Genomic DNA, 17,661 nt, shown 5'->3' with positions numbered 1-17,661 from the left:
ATATGACGACACCGATACTCACACAAGGTGCTCATGAGAAAAGTATCTTAGTTTCATCGCCCCATACGCCTAAGATACTTCGCCAATGAACTTAGGATACTTGCTCAATGAAACTAAGATACCTTGTTTTTGTATTTAAATATGAAACACTCGTAGGGGAACGCACAAAAGCCCCGCCGAAGTACATCGACGGAGCTCTATCTTATGAACTGTGTCTTTCCTTACGGAAATTCGATCAGTTTTCTACTTATTTAACGATTGTCTTAACAGCCTCTTCACCCTCAACAGCTACAGCTACGATACCAGCAGGTACAGCGATAGTTGCGTTGTCTGAAGTAAGAACTGTCTCAGCAACAACCTTACCTAAGATGTTAGTGATAACTACAGACTTACCAGCAGCGTTCCCGTCTGGGTGGCTGGATGCCCGCATAAGGTTGCATCAGCATACCGCCTCCACCAAAAGGTCTCCTTTTAATTGGTACATCCGGAGTAGCGATATTCTGTATATCGCCACCACCTTGGCTACCCACACCGATACCGGCCAAATTGACCATATCGCTAGGTGCCGTATAGCCCGGTCCACCCAAAACGGAACGAGGTACGATTGTAAACGCCGCCGCTGCAGCTACTGTACCTAAGAACTCCCTACGTGTGAAGTTCACCGAATTCTTGTCAGACATAGTGTTACTCATAGTATTAAATTTAAAGTCGAAAAAAAAATATATATAGTAAAACACAACTTCGCTTCCTCGTGCGAAACAACGAGAGCGAATATAGGGAGGAGCAGTAAACCATGAGTTAACGAACGCTAAACAAGGCATTAACCTAGGGCTAATTTAAGGCAAATTTCATATCCGCACAAAGCATAATTCACGCAATAACAGCGACATAAATCAATCAAGAAATATTTATAAAAATCTTCGATAAGTCAGAGGCATAGCACCTGCCTCTCTATTCGAAAGGATCGCTATCAGTGGGGCGCATACATTTGCCACTGTAATGGCAGAGGAGTGCCACACGGATGGCACAGGCATGCCATAACGGTGGCACGGTCTTGCCACAACGATGGCACAGGTGTGACAATAGCGATGGCACAGGCATGCCAATGAGCAGGCATACTATAATACTTACTGGGGAGATTGCTGACTCATCAGCGGAGACGGTACGACCTGCTCAAAAGAAGAGGGGAAAGCCTCGCCATACATCTCTTGGTATAAAGCGCAAAAGCGGTCGTACACATAACGGGCCAATTTAAAGTTGTTCTGGTAAATCAAGGCTTTGATCTTATAGAGCAAAGCCTCCTCGTTGCAAGGATCGTTCAGAAGGATCTGGTCTGCTATCTGGATCACCCGATCCGCCTCATCCTCGATCGAGTAAGTGTCGATAAAGCGAGACAAGACATCCACCGTACTATTACAGATATAACTTTTAAAATCATCCATCCAATCAAACGATTCCCCTTTGAACACTTCTCCTTTGCTGATAATATCATAGAAATATTCAAAGTCCGGCTGAGTCCGTACCCGTTTATCTTTCAGCCAATCCAAACAAGCCAAATAATCGCAATAGACATCTTCCGAAAGCTGGAGAATATATCGATTCGCGTTAAATAGGACCTCGACCGTATCGATACGTTCCAATATCTTCCGGAGTTTCAATATAGATACGCTTCGAAGGCTCTTCGTACTTTTCGAGGGGTTGTCATTCCCCCAAATCATCCGTGTCAAGTCCTTGCTCGATATCCCGAAACCTCCACGGGAAGAGTGAAGCATAATCAAGATAAACAGCTGTTTTAATTTGGGGGTAAATAGAGAGGTTATATCATTTCCATCCCGGTCCAACACATAGAACTCTCCAAACAATCGGATATAATTGCGCAGAACCGGAACCTCCTCAATCTCCTCCGGCATCTCTCGCGAAGAACGATCCGGCTCCTCGATTCCTTCCTCGATTCCCTCCTCCGCGACCATTCCCGCATCAGCCTCATCCTGCCTTGGCTTTTCTTTCACCTTCCGATAGCCTAGATAAGCTATCGAGACCAGAGCCATCAAAATCAACCCAATACCAAGGACATCCAACCAAGTAATCGCATTCGATATATGTAAATCTAATAACTGGTTGCTCAATCCCAATATCTCCTTATCGCTCAACACACGAGACCAAATACAAAGATTATCCAGCACACCCACGAAATTCGAGGACTGGCTGAAATTCACGAAACCGACATATAAGCTATCACTACCCAGATAAGCCGGACGATCAAAAGAGATCGCGTCCAGTTTTCCATTCACGAATATAGCCTGCTCCCCATTCCTTTTATTATACCGCCATACGACATTGTACCATTTGCCCGGCTCGATCTCCGTGTTACCAACCAGATCGTTGTTAAAGAATCCCATATACGGTTTCCGGTTCCGTATCAACAGATGCAACGCTTGTTGATAAGTACTGTTCTTAGCTCCCAGAATACAATAATCCTCCTTCTCCGGCAGGTACTTAGGTATTTTCAACCAAACGCCGACAGTGAAATCATGATCCCGCATATGAAGTTCCGAAGCGGTCGGTAAATCCACACGGGCCTGATTCTCCAAGGAAGCGACCTGTCCCCGTATAGGGTCCTGAATAAACTCGACATTCCTAGATACCGTGAGATTATGATTGGACGAACCATCTTTCTCATCGCCCTCAAACGGTAAATAAATCTCTATATCCTCGTCAATCCGCAAAGGTCTAGCCTTAAAATCGCCGACGAAAGCCTTCCTTTGGGTACCGGAGACATAAACCGTAGCCGGCTCTATCCTATAGCCCGGAGAGATCGGCGAAAGCATCAACTCGGCTCCGGGCTCTAGCGGAAAGCAATATTTACCCGTCGTATAATTAGACATCCCATCCCAATTCACGTAGTTAAGCAACTCATTGTTATTCGTAACCACGCCGTAAATGATATCGAAATTCCGGAAAGTAACCAACGAGACATCCAACCATGCGTAATACTTATCTACCAAGACAAAATTAGGAACCCTTCCATCCCGGATCCACGCTCTTTTAAACGATTCTATTAAATAAGGTGTCTGCCGGGCTAAAGCCGAGATATCATTACTATTTCCCCGGGAAGTCTCCAAGAACTTATATCCGGTAAATAAAGACAAATTCTTTTTCAGCCGCTCATCAAAACTCTCAACCCCTTCCGGTTGGTTTCCCCAATCAGCGTCCGTATGCTCCACGAAATCCCTCATATTATGCAACCATGAAGGACTGTTCAAATGTTTCTGAACCTCGAAAACGACCAGTCGCTTTCCGGAACTCAACATATCCTTCAGGGATGGCCATCCGTTTTTCGTATCATATTCAAGCACATACTCCATCAAGCCTATTTCCTTAAAAGAGGATTCCAGCTCCGTCTCTACATAGAAATCGAGGAAAAGCGTCATAACCTTATCCGGGTCCGCATCCAAGGCCGTCTTAATAGCTTCCAATGACTCACTAAAAGGGGTAAACGTACCATCAGGTTTCCTCAGTAACAATACATTTGTCTCCGTATCCCGCTTCAAATAGAAATAAAAGCCTTCGATCTGCTTCCGAAGCAACTCGTCCAAAGAAAGTTTTTCCGGGGAATTGGAGGATAGACAAGAATAATTAGATAGGATGTAGACGCTCTCGTTATATAAAAGACCGGCCTCTACATCCTCTTGACGTTGAGAAACCAGACGTTGTGCCGAAAGTAATTCCGGCATAGTGATTATAAGGCTAACAATTAAACATATATAACGAAACCACGCTATCATCGTATACAATATCTTAATTATAAGATCATCCAAAAATAAAGCTTTAATATGACATGACAATGTTTTTAGATTATTATCTTCGCATCAAAATAAAGCGAAGTCATATGGACATACTAGAAATAACGCGAAAGCAAGATCCTCTCTATCCTACCTTTGAGCAAATATATACGGCAAGTTTCCCTCTATTTGAGCAACGAACAGAAGAACAACAAGAACAGGCCTTCCAATCTCCCAACTATCATCTAGTGGTTTATCTGAAAGATAACCTCTTTATCGGCTTTATCTCATACTGGGATTTTAGCACCTATGTATATATCGAACATTTCGCCATTCATGAGAACTTTAGGGGACAAGGATACGGCGGTTTATTGCTGGAGGATTTTAATAAACGCCTGAATAAGATCATCTTATTAGAGATCGATCCTATTACGGATGAAATTTCCTCCAAGCGATTAAAGTTCTATAAAAAATGCGGCTTCTTCGAAAACCGTTACAACCATTTCCATCCCCCTTACAGAAACAACTATCGAGGGCATGCGTTAATCATCCTGACTACAGAGAGGCAAATCACTGAGGATGAGTATATTCAATTCGGTTTCGACTTGCGGAATATTGTCATGGCAAATTAAGAAATAAATATAAAAGCCCCGATCGTTTCTTCGATCAAGGCTTTATTAAATCACCAAAAGCCGAAAATAATGAACTAAGGAGGACAACACCCTTCCTTTCGTAAATTTTCGCATACATCCCGAATAACCGCATATGGCTTTTTATCATAGCCACTGTCAAAAAATTTTTCCATGGCTTCGACTGTGTCCAGATAAAGCCATGCCCCTTTCTTCAAGCAAATCAATCTTACAAAACGAGCCTCTATTAGTTTCTCCAACTTCATATAGGCTAAAGTATCATAAAAATATTTCACCAAACGTCTCGCCTCGTCATACTCAAAGGCTTTCGGCAAATTATTTTTCATATCACTCTCCCATTGTTCCAACCGATATACCCCCCGCTTTATATCTTTCAATTTACGTAAAGCCAATTTCATGTCCTCCTTCGCATATTGCGAGATAAAGAACAGATACATATCCGAGGTATTTTTAGTGGTAGCCTGTCTTAAAGCATAAAGAGACAAAAGCACACTTAATACACTAACTACCAAAGCTGTTATATTCCATATATCTTCCATGATTTATCATTTAAAAAGTTTATAAGCCTTTATTCCCCAATCCGTACACCTCCAATGATCACCCACACAATCGAATATACAAACCCCACCTGTCGGAACCTTAATATCATGAGTCGCACAGAAATCCTCATAATTCCCCAGAATATAGGGGGAGAAACGCATCACTCCATTGGAAGATACTAGCAGCCAAGTCTCACCATCAGGTATACTAGCCGCCAAATCCAGCCAACCGCTTATCAGTTTCTCTACATCTACGTTCCATCCTAACGGTACCACGGCCTTCTCATTCCATTGGGCGATCACGGAAAGTCCCCTCTCCACGATCCGATCTTCTGTTAGGTCTTTCCGCTCCATTCCCTCCTTTTCTAAATAGAGAGATCCCAAACGTTTTATTACATGATCTTCTACCATATTCTCATCCGGCCCATAATCAATCTCTTTAAGACGTAAGTCTTGAATGATAGGCAAATCCACATTCATTTCCTCCAAGATATAGTTAGCGGTCTCCAATGTACGTTTTAAGGGGGCCGAAATCACCTTGTCAATCACAATCCCCTTTTCACGTAAATAACGTCCCGCAGATCTAGCTCGTTCCTCCTCTACCAGAGGCAAATCAGTTCTAGCTCCAACCCGAGTCGGAGTCTCTCCCGCACGAAACGTATTACCATGCCGTACGATCACAAGTTTTCTACATTTTTCCATGGTTGTATTAATTTAAAGTCATCTACTATTTTTTGATATTCAGGTAACAAATCTATCAAGCAATCCCAACGTTTTTTTACTTGCTCCTCCGGGAAAAAACGATTCCTCCGAGCCAATCTTTTGATAACCATTTCTGGTGTCGCATCGATGCACACCATATGAATCCGATATCCAAGACTCTTTATCTTCTTATACAAATCCACATGTTCTCTCAATGCATTACTATGTTCAAATAAAATAGGCCACCCATTCCTCAATCCCAACAAAAGAAGACGGTAACCTAAAAAACGAGCAGGAAGTTCCCAACGTAAGAACGCATTCTCCCTATCTAGCGAGTAATCCGCTTGATACCCGGATAATGCCTCCATGATAGCGTCGAAAGCGATATGCAAACAAGGTCCATTCTCTGATAGCCATTTCTCCGCCCAATACGATTTACCGGATGCGGGTATACCACATATATTCAAGAATAAGGGTGATTCCGATGCCCGTATATCCACCTTTTGGCTGTCTACCCAACAGGCAAATTCCATCCATACCGGACCAGCCTCACAGCCAGGAGGTAGAACTTCCTCCAAAGTATGGTAAGGAAATAAAATAGAATCTACGATTCCATCTAAGTCACGAAAGATCGAACTCTCCATATTTCTCAAGTATTTCCTCAACCCGTTTGACATCTTCCGGGGAATCAACCCCGCTTGTTGTCTCACGTCCCCGATAATCAACGTCTACGACCCTCATTTTGATGCCATTCTCTAAGAAACGCATCTGTTCCAATCCTTCTATATAAGAGCGTTCATACACAGACGGAGGTAATGAGAAATAAGACTCGAAGGCTCGACCGCTATACGCATATAAACCCACATGCCGCCTGACAGGGCTTTTAGGCAAAAGATCCCTAGCCTGATCCTCCTTACGGATAGCGGGTATGGTTTGTTTCGAGAAAGCTAAGGCATATCCCAGCCGATCCACCAATACCGTCGTGCCGGAATAAGGGGTTTCCTTTTTCATCGCCAGTAATTGATCGTATTCGCTCCATCCCAACAAGACCGAGGCGGTAAGGACATCCGCCTTCTCCTTTCTCCATGTATCGATCAGATCTTGCAATATCCAAGGAGGACACGTGGGATTATCGCCTTGCAGATTTATTATCAGTCCGGGATTGGTGTCCTGTTTCCTTACCGCCTCATAGCAACGTTCCGTACCACTTTTACAATTCGTGGAAGTCATCATCACCGGAATCTCCCGGGATTCGCAAAACAAGACGATGCGCTCATCATCCGTAGCTACCAAATAAGAACAAGACTCATTTTTGCGACATACAAAATCCGCTATATCCGAGACCCGTTTTATCATCTCTATACCTTTAATCTTAACCAAAGGCTTACCCGGCAACCGGCTTGAACCATATCGAGCCGGTATTACAATCAGTACTTTTTCCATAATCACTTCATTTAATAGATTAACATTCTAAACCGTTTAATTTTATAATATGTAATACAATCAGAGTATTGAGGGTCCTTTGTATGATCATCCGCCGCACGGCAAACCACGTGCATATCCTCACCTACGATACATAACGAAGGATAATTTCTTGAATATAATTCATTCCCTTGGCAAGCGATCATCCCAGCCATACACCAGTCCACACAATTCTTCGAGAATAATAATTGTAAACGATGCCTCTCATTATTCGGGAGTCCATACCGGGAAGTCTCAGGTAATGAGCTTATCGTCCGCATAGAATCGAAAGATTGATTGGATGCCATCCAATACAACCGGGATATCTCATCATACACTATAAAGAATTTCAAATGGCCACCGGGAAAGGGCAAGAAAAGCAAGGTCTGTCCGGAAGGAGTCTCTTGAAAGCCGGTTACCATCTGGCCGTTCTTATCTTCCCTCACTTTTAATAAACAAGCGTATCCAATCCCTCCGGTATGCGCACGAAGAAACATATGGAACGTTTTCCCTTCCGGATCATACCAAATATGATGTTTATCCTTTATTTGAACCACTTGAGCCTCCAGCCATCCAGTGGGCGCATTAAAACGACCGGGAGCCAATTCTAGCGGCTTATTGGTCAATGACTCGTAAAAAGGAATGCCAACCCCTTCCGGGAAATGTACTTTATCCCTGAAAACAAAAGGATCGGAACGTCGCCAAGAAGACGCATCCAGTAAATCATCGTGAATATAGCAAGATAGCAAGGTAGGGCTCAAACCCGCCACATTCCAGCCTTCTATCTCCGAGTTATAAAAACGCTGTTCCATCGCCAAGTAAACCCGCTCGTTAGCGAAAAGAACATTACAGGCAGAAGAATGCCATTTCTCACCTTGGGAGAGAAACGAGGGAACGCTCCACGTATTCCCATCATCTTCCGAGCATATAATACATAAATCGCCTGCGTTTCCTATGATATATATCTTTTCCCCTATACAAAAAGGGCGGGCATGCCAAAAATTAAAATCCGAGATAAAACACCAACTAGCGCCTTGGTCGTCCGATACAAAAATCTTACCGATACCTAACCGTCTTGTCCTTTCCGTATACAGCTGCGAAGAAGCATAGATTTCTTTTACCCCCTTGCCGCCCAAGTCGAAAGTCACGACCAAGCGTCCCGTCGAAGTCACGGTGATTCCGGGAGTATAACAATAAATGTCTTCCGGACTAATTGATTTATAGATCAATGTTTCTTGAGTAGATATAAGCATAGCACGAGATTTAAGAGTACAAAAAAAGGTCACGACATTTCTTCACAGAAGTTCTCGTGACCTGAGCTTTTAATTTATTACTTTAGTATTAATACTCCCGCATGTTCTACCATCGCGGTGTACTTGAAGAATCTATCTCCACACGGGAATTTCAGAATTATAAATATCTTCTTAAAGGAAGAGATGGGGGAATCCCCATCTCTTGACCTATCTATTTGTTTAATTATTTAACAACCACTTTAACAGCTTCCTCACCATCAACAGCTACAGCTACGATACCGGCAGGTACGGTAATTGTTGCGTTATCAGATGTAAGAACCGTCTCAGCGACTACCTTACCTAAGATGTTAGAGATAACTACTGATTTACCAGCGGCGCCTTGGATAGTTACAGTACCATTACCAGCTACTACAGATACACCTTCAACATTGTTGATGTTATCATTAGATGTAACCATATCTTCTTCATCCTTCTGAGCGACATTAAAGATTAATGCGCCATCACCATTGGTCTTTGCGGAAGAGAACTGTGAATTGATATCTGTCAGTACCAAACAACCATTATGCATTTTCAACCATGCGGCAGCATATGTCGGAGCGATAGCACGATCAGCGTCACCATTTACGGTTCTATAATTTTGATCTTTCTCGCCATAAACATTAGACTCGAACAAGAATGCGTTCTCTGCACCTTCTTCTGTTACGGCACCAGCCTTATCCGGGTTAATATAACGGAATGACCAAGTTACATTCTTATGTTTGTCACCAACCAAGTCTACGATGAAGTTTTCCAGCTTAGCTTTCTTATAGTTAGCGATGATTGTCGCCGTATCTAACTTAGCCGGTTCTACATTCTCGAAACCATTTGTCAATACGAACAAGCTGTCACCAGCATGGATAGCCTTAACAAAACCTACACGGGTATAGCTGCTATTAGCACTAGAATTCGTTGTGAACATATAAGGATTAACCTTAGCCTCTCTATCGATGAACGCTTGGGCAGAGTCTGAGAAGTTAACCAAGTATTTGCCATAAGCGAAGCCAGCACGACCATGTTGAGCATGAACACACTTAGAAGGATCTGTTGTAATGTTACCGTTAGCGTCAACGTGAGGACCAGCCTCTGTACAAGGAACTGTCTCAACACCCTCTTGGTCGTCACGAGCCACGGAGATCAAATATTGAGGTTTGATATTTCCAAGACCACGATTCAACCAAGCCGTATCAATACGGAACGCTAATTTACCCTCAGCCTTATCCTTATTCCAGATACCAGCGTAATCAACAGTTTCCGTAGTCAAGTTCGGGTTCCACTCATCCATTAAGTACTCATTACGAACGCTCTCAACGAATGTCAAGCTATCAGGACCGTCATTTACATTCTCACCTAGAGCGGCGTTGTTGAAGCGACGATACAAAGGAGAATCATCCATTGCTACGGCAAAAGCAGATGTACGAATCTCTTGATTGCTATAGAATTTATCATCCAAAGAGCCACGAGTCAAATCCAACGTATTGTCGTCAACAGAGACCTTCACTGAAGCGTAATTTCTAGAGGCATATTGAGCAGCTCCTACTTTCTTCAACGCAATCTTACCATTAACATTCTGATAAGTATAGTAGTCTACCTTACTATTATCATCTACCAATCGTTGGCCGTCTTTATCATACATCGCTACAGCAACAATATCAGAAGAACCCGGATAAGCCAAATAAGAGGTTCCGCCAACAGTCACATAAGTAGCAGATCCTCCCTCCGGAGTATATTGCTCCTCGATAGTCATTGCATCTGCGACAGCCATACCCTTACACCATTCTGGATACCATGCCTGTGCTTGCGCCTGTGTCATAGATGTATTAAGCAAATTAGCCTCAACCAAAGTATAATATTCTTTTCCTTCGATATCATTATTCTCTTTCAAGAAATAATCAGTAGGATAAGTCTTCATCATATACTTCTTCGTTGTCCCGTCATAAGTCAAATAACGGCCTTTTCCGTCCGTGATACGGTAAACATTTCTTACCAAACCATCGCCATAACCATACTTATCGTCTTTAACAACCACTTGTAAGCGGAAACTTGCTTTAGCTCCAGTCTCATCTACACGTACAATAGAATCCTTCCCTGACGGAACATTAAGATATTTATCTAATGCCAATCCATGCAAATAGTTAAACAGATAAGTTTGAACCTTAGCTTCATTTTCTGATACATACTTATATCCCAGTTTAGCATCCTTTACAAGATCCTCGTCAACTTTAATAAAGCTAACCGTATCCTTTTGGTTTCCATTAAAATAGAATACCTCATTAGCACTACCCTCTACTGCGAATAATTGCATATCAGAAGGAATTTGATAAGAAGTCTTATAGCTATCATCAGAGAACTCACGGTTCGTAATTGAGATCGGCGCAATAGAAGATGTACCTTTCTTCTCTACTACCCATTGAGCAGCCGGCATATGCTTGAACTCTTGGTTACGAGCTTGAGCAGCCCAACCGAAATAACCAGCCAAATTAGCGAATACATAAGAACCTACCTTTTCTGTATTGTAAGAACCACCAGCCTTATACTGGATCAAGTATACACCAGAAGGAATCGTAGTTAATGTAAGGCTACTATAGTCAGCAGAAGTCTTAACCGTAATATTCTGTGAAGCAAAGGTAGGAGTACCACCATCCGTCTCATTCGTATTCAGTGTCAACACATTCGTACCGTCCAATTTAGCCATGTAGATGTACTTGTCAGATCTTGTCGTTACAGTTTTTCCTTGATTAGACCAATAAGAATTATTATTATTGTCTTTGATATCCTTCGCAAACTGCTCGTCAGTTTGACCCGATGCTTTCACTAATTTATCCGCAACTTCCGCTACTTGAACATAGAGTTTGTCTTCTTTCACATTATAAGTGAACTTGAACTTATAAGAACCAGTCAAGCGATTGTCTGCGTTTAATACGTCATAGGTATATTTCAACAACTGACCGCTAGTCTCAGTTCCTTCATAATAAGCCGTATCGACAACTACATACAATTGTTTGTCATCCGCCTTTTTGTCCTTAGCTTTCAATTGAACATAACCACTACCAGCACTAACCGCTTGAAGTCCTGTCGCTGTCAAATGATTCGCCTTGCCTTTTGACACTTCAGGGTCCATATTCAACGCAAAATAATTGTCTTTAGAATCAACAGACCACATCAATGTATTTAAATCATCTGCACTTATTGGAATAGGAGTGCTTATTACATCTTCTGTAACAGCCAAAGCAGCAGACAAGTCCGCAATCTTACCTTTGTTCAGGGCACCCGTATTATCAAAGAAAACGATTGAGTCCGATTTGAAGTAAGAATACATGTGGTTACTAGCATCGAATGCCCATTCAGAAACCGTACCACTGCCTAATGTCACATCACCAGAAAGACCGTTGGTCGCGGTTTTCGCCAAAGTAGGATCAACAGCCAATGTCATTCCTGTCACCTTATTTACGAAGGTGTAGACAACAGCTCCAGAAGTAGTCTTTGTTGAAACTTTCCAAGTACCGGCAACAACTTCATTCAAATCGCTAGTGTTAAGTGAGCCGTACACAAGTTTGCCATAATCAGCAGAAGTCTTATCTGTCTCAGCGGACAAATAACTACTTCCGCTCTTCAGCAAATAAGATTTGCCATTCTCCATCGCAGCATTGACAGAGAACGCAGATGCCAGCATTACACCGGCAAGAAGCGTAGAAATCTTTTTGTTCATAATAAATAAATTAATATTAATACTAGTGTTTATTAAGATAATCAACTTGTTAGACTAATTGAAAATCGTCGTTTGCCATTAAAAACGACTAGTCTAAACGATCGTCTAAATCTTGCGTTTTTTGAGCGTCGAAACGGGAGGTTTGTTGAAGGAATCGCTTGTTTCGTGAAGGATAACCTATCCTATTGATAAGAAAGAGAATAAGCGATAAAAAAATCGTCTGGAAGGGTTGCAAGTATCGAAGAAACGCGTACCTTTGCAAATGACTAAAAGAATCGATCGTTTAAACTAGTCGTTTCTATACTAGAAAAGCATTTATTAATCATACAAACTTTACTATCATATACTAATGTACATGCGTACATTGTATATCTATATCAAAGTAACACTTTGACATTTTGTATTCTTAACTCCCGGAGAATCGACTTTTTCAGGCTCACCCGATAAATAGTGAGGATAATCTCGCAATGTACTTTTATCTACACTTCAATTTGTTTATCACACGTTTCACGTCGGCCAACTTGCTTTATGTCAGTGATATGTTGTGAAGGATGTGAAAGGGAGCGCAGAGATGCCTACGAAGAGTTGTTACCGTTGAGCCTTTCTATTTAATACAAACATTATCGGCAGTAGCTTGCTCTATCTGCCCATGAAATCGTTTCACGGTTGTGATACAATCTTTTCACCTATGCGAAACGATTGTATCACGTAGGTGAAAAGATCTCTTCACGAATATGAAATGATCAGATCGTGTAGTGCCTAGCCATACTATCCCTTGGTAGAATATACATTCAAGAAAATTATCCCCACGATTTATCGGCTGATCCGGTATTTAAAGTAGTTACATTATGCCTCTCAAAAAACACGTACGAGTTTTTCGAAAAACATGTACGTGTTTCCGAAAAAACTCGTACGTGTTTTCTTAAAAGCTAAAACGAAGCCTATCCTATTAAAAAAGTAGTATCTTTACAACCGGAAGACAGGGTGCCCCGTCTTATTATACTATTATTCATTATTAATCACTAAAACCTATAAACACTATGGGAAAATTTATCAATCCCTTCACCGATTTCGGCTTCAAGCATATATTCGGTAGGGAAATGGACAAGGACATTTTAATTGAGTTCCTGAACGACCTCCTCGAAGGGGAGCATACGATCAAGGACTTGAGAATCATGAACAATGAGCGATTGCCCGAGACAGAGCAAGGTAGGAAAGTCATCTTTGACATCCATTGCGAGACCGACAAAGGCGAGCGGATCATAATCGAGATGCAGAACAGGGAACAGCCCCACTTCAAAGACAGGGCCTTGTATTACCTCTCGCACTCGGTGGTGGAACAGGGGATAAAGGGAACATGGGACTATGAGCTGGCGGCCGTGTACGGTGTCTTCTTCTTGAACTTCACGCTGGATGAGAAGAACAGGCCAAACAATAACAGGAACGAAGGAAAGTTCCGAAGGGACATCGTGCTGGCGGACCGAGAGACCGGACAGGTATTCAACCCCAAGTTCCGCCAGATCTATATTGAGCTTCCTCGATTCAACAAAGAGGAGGAAGAATGCGAGACTGATTTTGAACGTTGGATTTATGTACTAAAGCATATGGACACATTAGACAGAATGCCATTCAAGGCACGCAAGGCCATATTCGAGCGACTGGAGCGCATCGGATCGATGGCAAACCTCACCCCCAAACAACGGGCGCAGTACGAGGCGGAGTGGAAGATGTATAATGATTATTATAACACCTTGGACTTCGCCGTTGAGAAAGGCATGAAAAAAGGGATGGAAGAAGGCATGGAAAAAGGATTGCAAAAAGGAAAAGCCGAAGGAAAAGCTGAAGGACGACAGGAAGAGAAACACTCCATAGCACTTAATCTTAAGAAATTAGGAGTTAGTATAGAGCAAATCACCTTTGCCACCGGCCTCTCCATAGAAGAAATAGAGAAACTATAATAATCTGAGACCTTTCGCCTGATCAACAACTGATTAGGCGAAAGGACAACTCCCATCCCTCACACCCCAACCATTGTTCGCAAATTATTGTTACCTTTGTACGACAACTATAAGGATAAAACGATATGACAAACGAGAGACCGTTGATTCTGATCACGAATGATGATGGCGTATGGGCCAAAGGTATTAACGAATTGATTGAGTGCCTGAAAGATCTAGGCGATTTGGTGGTATTCGCTCCCGATGGACCTCGTTCCGGGATGGGTAGTGCCATTACATCTTTAGTTCCTATCAAGTATACCTTGTTGAAAAAGGAGGAAGGACTTACCATCTATAGTTGCACCGGGACACCGGTTGATTGCGTTAAATTAGCGATTAATGAGGTTTTGGAGCGCAAGCCCAATCTGTTAGTCTCCGGTATCAACCACGGGGGGAATATGGCTATCTGCGTAAATTATTCCGGAACGATGGGTGCCGCCGCCGAGGGATGTATTTTCAACGTCCCTTCCATGGGTGTATCCTTACTGGACCATGCGGCCGATGCCGACTTCTCCGAATGCTGCCGTCTTGGACGTATGCTGGCACGCCGGGTATTAAAAGAAGGCTTACCGCACGGAACCTACTTAAACCTCAACGTGCCGAAGCTACCGCAAGTGAAAGGGTTGAAAGTTTGTCGCCAAGCGGATGGCCGTTGGGTACGTGAATTCAAGCGTTCCGAGAACGCCAGCGGAGAGCCCGTATTCTGGTTGACAGGAGCTTTCGAAAGCGCCAAACCCATCCACCCGGACAATGATATGCTTGCGCTGGACAGCGGATACGCCTCCCTAGTCCCCTGCAAGATTGACGTTACGGACTACGACTTCATGGCCACCCTAAACAACTGGATCCTTTAATTTTCAATTCTCAATTTTCAATTCATGAAGTATTACCTGATAGCCGGAGAAGCCTCCGGAGACCTGCACGCCTCGAATTTGATGGCAGCCTTGAAAGAGAATGACCCGAAGGCCGAGTTCCGCTTTCTGGGCGGCGATCTGATGAGAGCCGTCGGAGGAACTCTTGTCAAACATTACCGGGAGATGGCGTTCATGGGCTTTATCCCGGTATTGCTGAACTTGCGCACCATCTTAAATAACATGAGGACGTGCCAAGAGGATATCCGCCGCTATCAGCCAGATGTCGTCATTTTAATTGACTATCCGGGATTCAACCTGAAGATCGCCAAATACGTGAAAACCCAGTTGGGACTCCCGGTATATTACTACATATCCCCCAAGATATGGGCCTGGAAGCAATACCGCATCAAGGACTTCCGGCGTTATGTAGATCGTATGTTCTGCATCCTGCCGTTTGAGACCGAGTTTTTCCGGAAGCTTAATTATTCGGTAGATTACGTAGGAAACCCTTCCGTAGACTCCGTCGCCTATTACAAGGAGCATCAAGCGATTCCCAAAGATGCATTTATCAAAGAGGAAGGATTGGCCGACAAGCCTATCCTCGCCTTGCTATCCGGTAGCCGCAAACAAGAGATCAAGGATAATTTACCGACCATGCTGAAAGTAGCCTCCGCATACCCCGACTACCAGCCGGTAATAGCCGGAGCACCAGGCATCGATCCTGCCTACTATCAAGAATACATAGGCTCTTATCCTGCCAAGATCGTGTTCGGTAAAACCTATCCCTTGCTACAACATAGTGCCGCCGCCTTGGTAACCTCCGGCACGGCAACCTTGGAAACCGCCCTGTTCCGGGTTCCGCAAGTCGTTTGCTACTACGTCGTAGCCGGACAGTTGGCCAGCTTTATTTTCAAGCATTTCTTCCATACGAAATACATATCCCTCGTGAACCTGATCGGGGGACGGGAGATCGTACAAGAACTATTCGGAGCCCGCTTCTCCGAATCGCAAATACAAGACGAGCTAGGACGCATCCTACAAGATCCAGCCTATCGAAAACGAATGCTAGACGGATACGACAAGATTATCCATACGCTAGGAATGCCCGGGGCTTCAAAGCGTACGGCACGGCTAATCGTTGAATCCCTTGGTTCTTAACATCTTTTATTAACGTCTTTTGCAGCATTTCACCCCGAACTTACATCTTTCTTCATAGAACGATGAAATGTGAACTTTTTAAGAAACAAAAGGAATGAAGACGTTGAGAGCTTTTTTATTGGTTATCGGGATCGCTTTAGTATCCCTCACCCTACCCTCTTGCTTAGATGACGATAACTCGTATTCTTTAGGTGATATCTGGATAGCGGTCGCTACCGTAATACCGGAAGGCAATAACGTATATTACTTACGGCTGGATGACGGTGATAAGCTATGGCCCGCCGCCACCAACTATCCGAACTATCAGCCGAAGCCTAACCAACGTGCCTTGGTTAACTTCACGATATTGGCGGATTCCACCCAAAGTAACCTAGGAGGTTTCTCCCACTATATCAAGGTGAATGCGATCCATAACATCCTTACGAAATCCATCGCTAAGAACGAGGGAGCGGCTAATGATTCTATCTATGGTACGGACCCGGTAAGTATTTATAACAATAATATGTGGATCGGAGACGGATATTTGAATATCTATTTCGAGACACTCTGGGGAGGCAAGACCGCCCACTTTATCAACCTGATCCAACCGGATGCCGAGAATGATCCTTATACGCTGGAGTTTAGGCATAACGCTTACGATGATCCCCAATATACGATCGGGGCCGGACGTGTGGCGTTCAATTTGTCTTCCTTGCCGGATACCAAAGGAGAGACGGTCGATCTTGTCGTAAACTATTGGACTTCCGAAGGGAAACAGGCTTATAAATTAAAATATAATTCGGATAAGACCAAAATGGAGGATACTTCGCAAGGCTATACGAACGATAGTATCTCCAATATAACAGACATGAAATAAACCTTCCCACATAACTTTTATTTTTATCATTTAGTTCAGGAGGAGAGGCGTCGAGATGATGCCTTTCTTTTTTTTGTATTTTTACGCTACAAGATGCAACGGTCAAGGCATCACTCTCGTTTATATAAACAAATGGACAAAGTAACCGAACATCTGATCGAGGGTTGCCGCCGGGGAGACCGGAGCTCGCAACTGAAGTTGTACAAACAATACGCACAGCGATTGTATATAGCCTGCTCGCGTATCGTAGGCAACTCATCCGAGGCGGAAGAAGCCATGCAGGACTCGTTCCTCAAGATCTTCACACGCTTGGACCAATATCATGACGGGCAATGCTTTGAGGCATGGATGCATCGCATCGCCATCCATACGGCCATCGATTATGTACGCCGCCAAGCACCGGACCAAGAGGAGCTTTCCGACAATCTGGCCGAACCGGAAACGGACGGACCGGACGAGGAAGAAATCCAATATTCCGTGGCACAGATAAAGGAAGCTACCAAGAAGTTGCCGGCAGGCTACCGCATAATCCTCTCGCTTTACCTCTTTGAGGGATATGATATGGAAGAGATCGCCTCTATCCTGAAAATTCAACCGCCAAGCGTCCGTAGCCAGTACCTACGCGCTAAGCGGAAATTGTTAGACATTATAGCAGCCAATTAAA

At 43.4% G+C, this 17,661-nt stretch carries 14 protein-coding genes and 1 pseudogene; 6 read left to right on the top strand and 9 right to left on the bottom strand.

The window, feature by feature from the left end; genetic code table 11:
• Positions 1-247: 247 nt before the first annotated feature.
• From QVP94_RS19350 to QVP94_RS15570, 3 genes and pseudogenes are all read right to left on the bottom strand, one after another.
• Positions 248-400 (bottom strand): annotated as a pseudogene (locus tag QVP94_RS19350) (DUF6383 domain-containing protein); the annotation flags it as partial.
• A complete protein-coding gene (locus tag QVP94_RS15575; RefSeq protein WP_288213296.1) occupies positions 390-692 on the bottom strand; it encodes a hypothetical protein in 303 nt (100 codons plus the stop codon). The pseudogene QVP94_RS19350 and the gene QVP94_RS15575, both read right to left, overlap by 11 nt.
• Before the next feature lie 435 nt (positions 693-1,127).
• Positions 1,128-3,818, bottom strand: a complete 2,691-nt coding sequence (locus QVP94_RS15570) for a LamG-like jellyroll fold domain-containing protein (protein WP_130882454.1) — start codon at positions 3,816-3,818, stop codon at positions 1,128-1,130.
• A gap of 71 nt (positions 3,819-3,889) precedes the next feature.
• Between QVP94_RS15570 and QVP94_RS15565 the strand changes: the two genes are divergently transcribed.
• Positions 3,890-4,414 (top strand): GNAT family N-acetyltransferase, encoded by a 525-nt coding sequence (locus QVP94_RS15565; protein ID WP_005861120.1) that lies wholly within the window; start codon positions 3,890-3,892, stop codon positions 4,412-4,414.
• A gap of 74 nt (positions 4,415-4,488) precedes the next feature.
• On the opposite strand, the gene QVP94_RS15560 is transcribed toward QVP94_RS15565, so the two are convergent.
• The 6 genes from QVP94_RS15560 to QVP94_RS15535 form a co-directional block, all read right to left on the bottom strand.
• Complete coding sequence (locus tag QVP94_RS15560; RefSeq protein WP_005861117.1) at positions 4,489-4,971, bottom strand: hypothetical protein; 483 nt, start codon at positions 4,969-4,971, stop codon at positions 4,489-4,491.
• A gap of 6 nt (positions 4,972-4,977) precedes the next feature.
• Positions 4,978-5,673: a histidine phosphatase family protein gene (locus QVP94_RS15555; RefSeq protein ID WP_005861115.1), complete on the bottom strand. Its 696-nt coding sequence runs from the start codon at positions 5,671-5,673 to the stop codon at positions 4,978-4,980.
• Positions 5,649-6,317, bottom strand: a complete 669-nt coding sequence (locus QVP94_RS15550; protein ID WP_005861113.1) for an AAA family ATPase — start codon at positions 6,315-6,317, stop codon at positions 5,649-5,651. The genes QVP94_RS15555 and QVP94_RS15550 overlap by 25 nt, the downstream gene beginning before the upstream one ends.
• On the bottom strand, positions 6,295-7,116 hold the full coding sequence (locus QVP94_RS15545) for a 3-deoxy-manno-octulosonate cytidylyltransferase family protein (RefSeq protein WP_005861112.1): 822 nt from the start codon (positions 7,114-7,116) through the stop codon (positions 6,295-6,297). Before QVP94_RS15545 ends, QVP94_RS15550 begins: the two co-directional genes overlap by 23 nt.
• A gap of 11 nt (positions 7,117-7,127) precedes the next feature.
• Positions 7,128-8,387, bottom strand: coding sequence for a sialidase family protein (locus tag QVP94_RS15540; RefSeq protein WP_009276435.1), 1,260 nt, complete (start codon positions 8,385-8,387; stop codon positions 7,128-7,130).
• A 223-nt stretch (positions 8,388-8,610) separates the two neighbouring features.
• Positions 8,611-12,132, bottom strand: coding sequence for a DUF6383 domain-containing protein (locus tag QVP94_RS15535; RefSeq protein ID WP_005861108.1), 3,522 nt, complete (start codon positions 12,130-12,132; stop codon positions 8,611-8,613).
• A 1,040-nt stretch (positions 12,133-13,172) separates the two neighbouring features.
• On the opposite strand from QVP94_RS15535, the gene QVP94_RS15530 reads away from it, so the two are divergent.
• From QVP94_RS15530 to QVP94_RS15510, 5 genes are all read left to right on the top strand, one after another.
• Positions 13,173-14,090, top strand: coding sequence for an Rpn family recombination-promoting nuclease/putative transposase (locus tag QVP94_RS15530; protein ID WP_022192947.1), 918 nt, complete (start codon positions 13,173-13,175; stop codon positions 14,088-14,090).
• A 125-nt stretch (positions 14,091-14,215) separates the two neighbouring features.
• Positions 14,216-14,983 carry a 5'/3'-nucleotidase SurE gene (gene surE, locus QVP94_RS15525; protein WP_022192946.1) on the top strand — a complete coding sequence of 256 codons (768 nt, stop codon included), beginning with the start codon at positions 14,216-14,218 and terminating at the stop codon, positions 14,981-14,983.
• Positions 14,984-15,007: 24 nt separating this feature from the next.
• Positions 15,008-16,141, top strand: a complete 1,134-nt coding sequence (gene lpxB, locus QVP94_RS15520; protein WP_022192945.1) for a lipid-A-disaccharide synthase — start codon at positions 15,008-15,010, stop codon at positions 16,139-16,141.
• A gap of 94 nt (positions 16,142-16,235) precedes the next feature.
• Entirely contained in the window at positions 16,236-16,997 is a 762-nt protein-coding gene (locus tag QVP94_RS15515; protein ID WP_022192944.1) for a NigD1/NigD2 family lipoprotein, read from the top strand.
• 132 nt (positions 16,998-17,129) lie between these two features.
• Positions 17,130-17,660 carry an RNA polymerase sigma factor gene (locus QVP94_RS15510; RefSeq protein ID WP_022192943.1) on the top strand — a complete coding sequence of 177 codons (531 nt, stop codon included), beginning with the start codon at positions 17,130-17,132 and terminating at the stop codon, positions 17,658-17,660.
• Position 17,661 lies beyond the last annotated feature (1 nt).

The organism is Parabacteroides sp. CAG:2, from assembly GCF_000436315.1.
GTDB lineage: Bacteria > Bacteroidota > Bacteroidia > Bacteroidales > Tannerellaceae > Parabacteroides > Parabacteroides distasonis.
This window is presented reverse-complemented; position numbering and strand designations above follow the sequence as displayed.

Coding starts and splice junctions, on each gene's coding strand:
- QVP94_RS15575 (WP_288213296.1), bottom strand. CDS start 692: ATGAGTAACACTATGTCTGACAAGAATTCGGTGAACTTCACACGTAGG.
- QVP94_RS15565 (WP_005861120.1), top strand. CDS start 3,890: ATGGACATACTAGAAATAACGCGAAAGCAAGATCCTCTCTATCCTACC.
- QVP94_RS15560 (WP_005861117.1), bottom strand. CDS start 4,971: ATGGAAGATATATGGAATATAACAGCTTTGGTAGTTAGTGTATTAAGT.
- QVP94_RS15555 (WP_005861115.1), bottom strand. CDS start 5,673: ATGGAAAAATGTAGAAAACTTGTGATCGTACGGCATGGTAATACGTTT.
- QVP94_RS15550 (WP_005861113.1), bottom strand. CDS start 6,317: ATGGAGAGTTCGATCTTTCGTGACTTAGATGGAATCGTAGATTCTATT.
- QVP94_RS15545 (WP_005861112.1), bottom strand. CDS start 7,116: ATGGAAAAAGTACTGATTGTAATACCGGCTCGATATGGTTCAAGCCGG.
- QVP94_RS15540 (WP_009276435.1), bottom strand. CDS start 8,387: ATGCTTATATCTACTCAAGAAACATTGATCTATAAATCAATTAGTCCG.
- QVP94_RS15535 (WP_005861108.1), bottom strand. CDS start 12,132: ATGAACAAAAAGATTTCTACGCTTCTTGCCGGTGTAATGCTGGCATCT.
- QVP94_RS15530 (WP_022192947.1), top strand. CDS start 13,173: ATGGGAAAATTTATCAATCCCTTCACCGATTTCGGCTTCAAGCATATA.
- surE (WP_022192946.1), top strand. CDS start 14,216: ATGACAAACGAGAGACCGTTGATTCTGATCACGAATGATGATGGCGTA.
- lpxB (WP_022192945.1), top strand. CDS start 15,008: ATGAAGTATTACCTGATAGCCGGAGAAGCCTCCGGAGACCTGCACGCC.
- QVP94_RS15515 (WP_022192944.1), top strand. CDS start 16,236: ATGAAGACGTTGAGAGCTTTTTTATTGGTTATCGGGATCGCTTTAGTA.
- QVP94_RS15510 (WP_022192943.1), top strand. CDS start 17,130: ATGGACAAAGTAACCGAACATCTGATCGAGGGTTGCCGCCGGGGAGAC.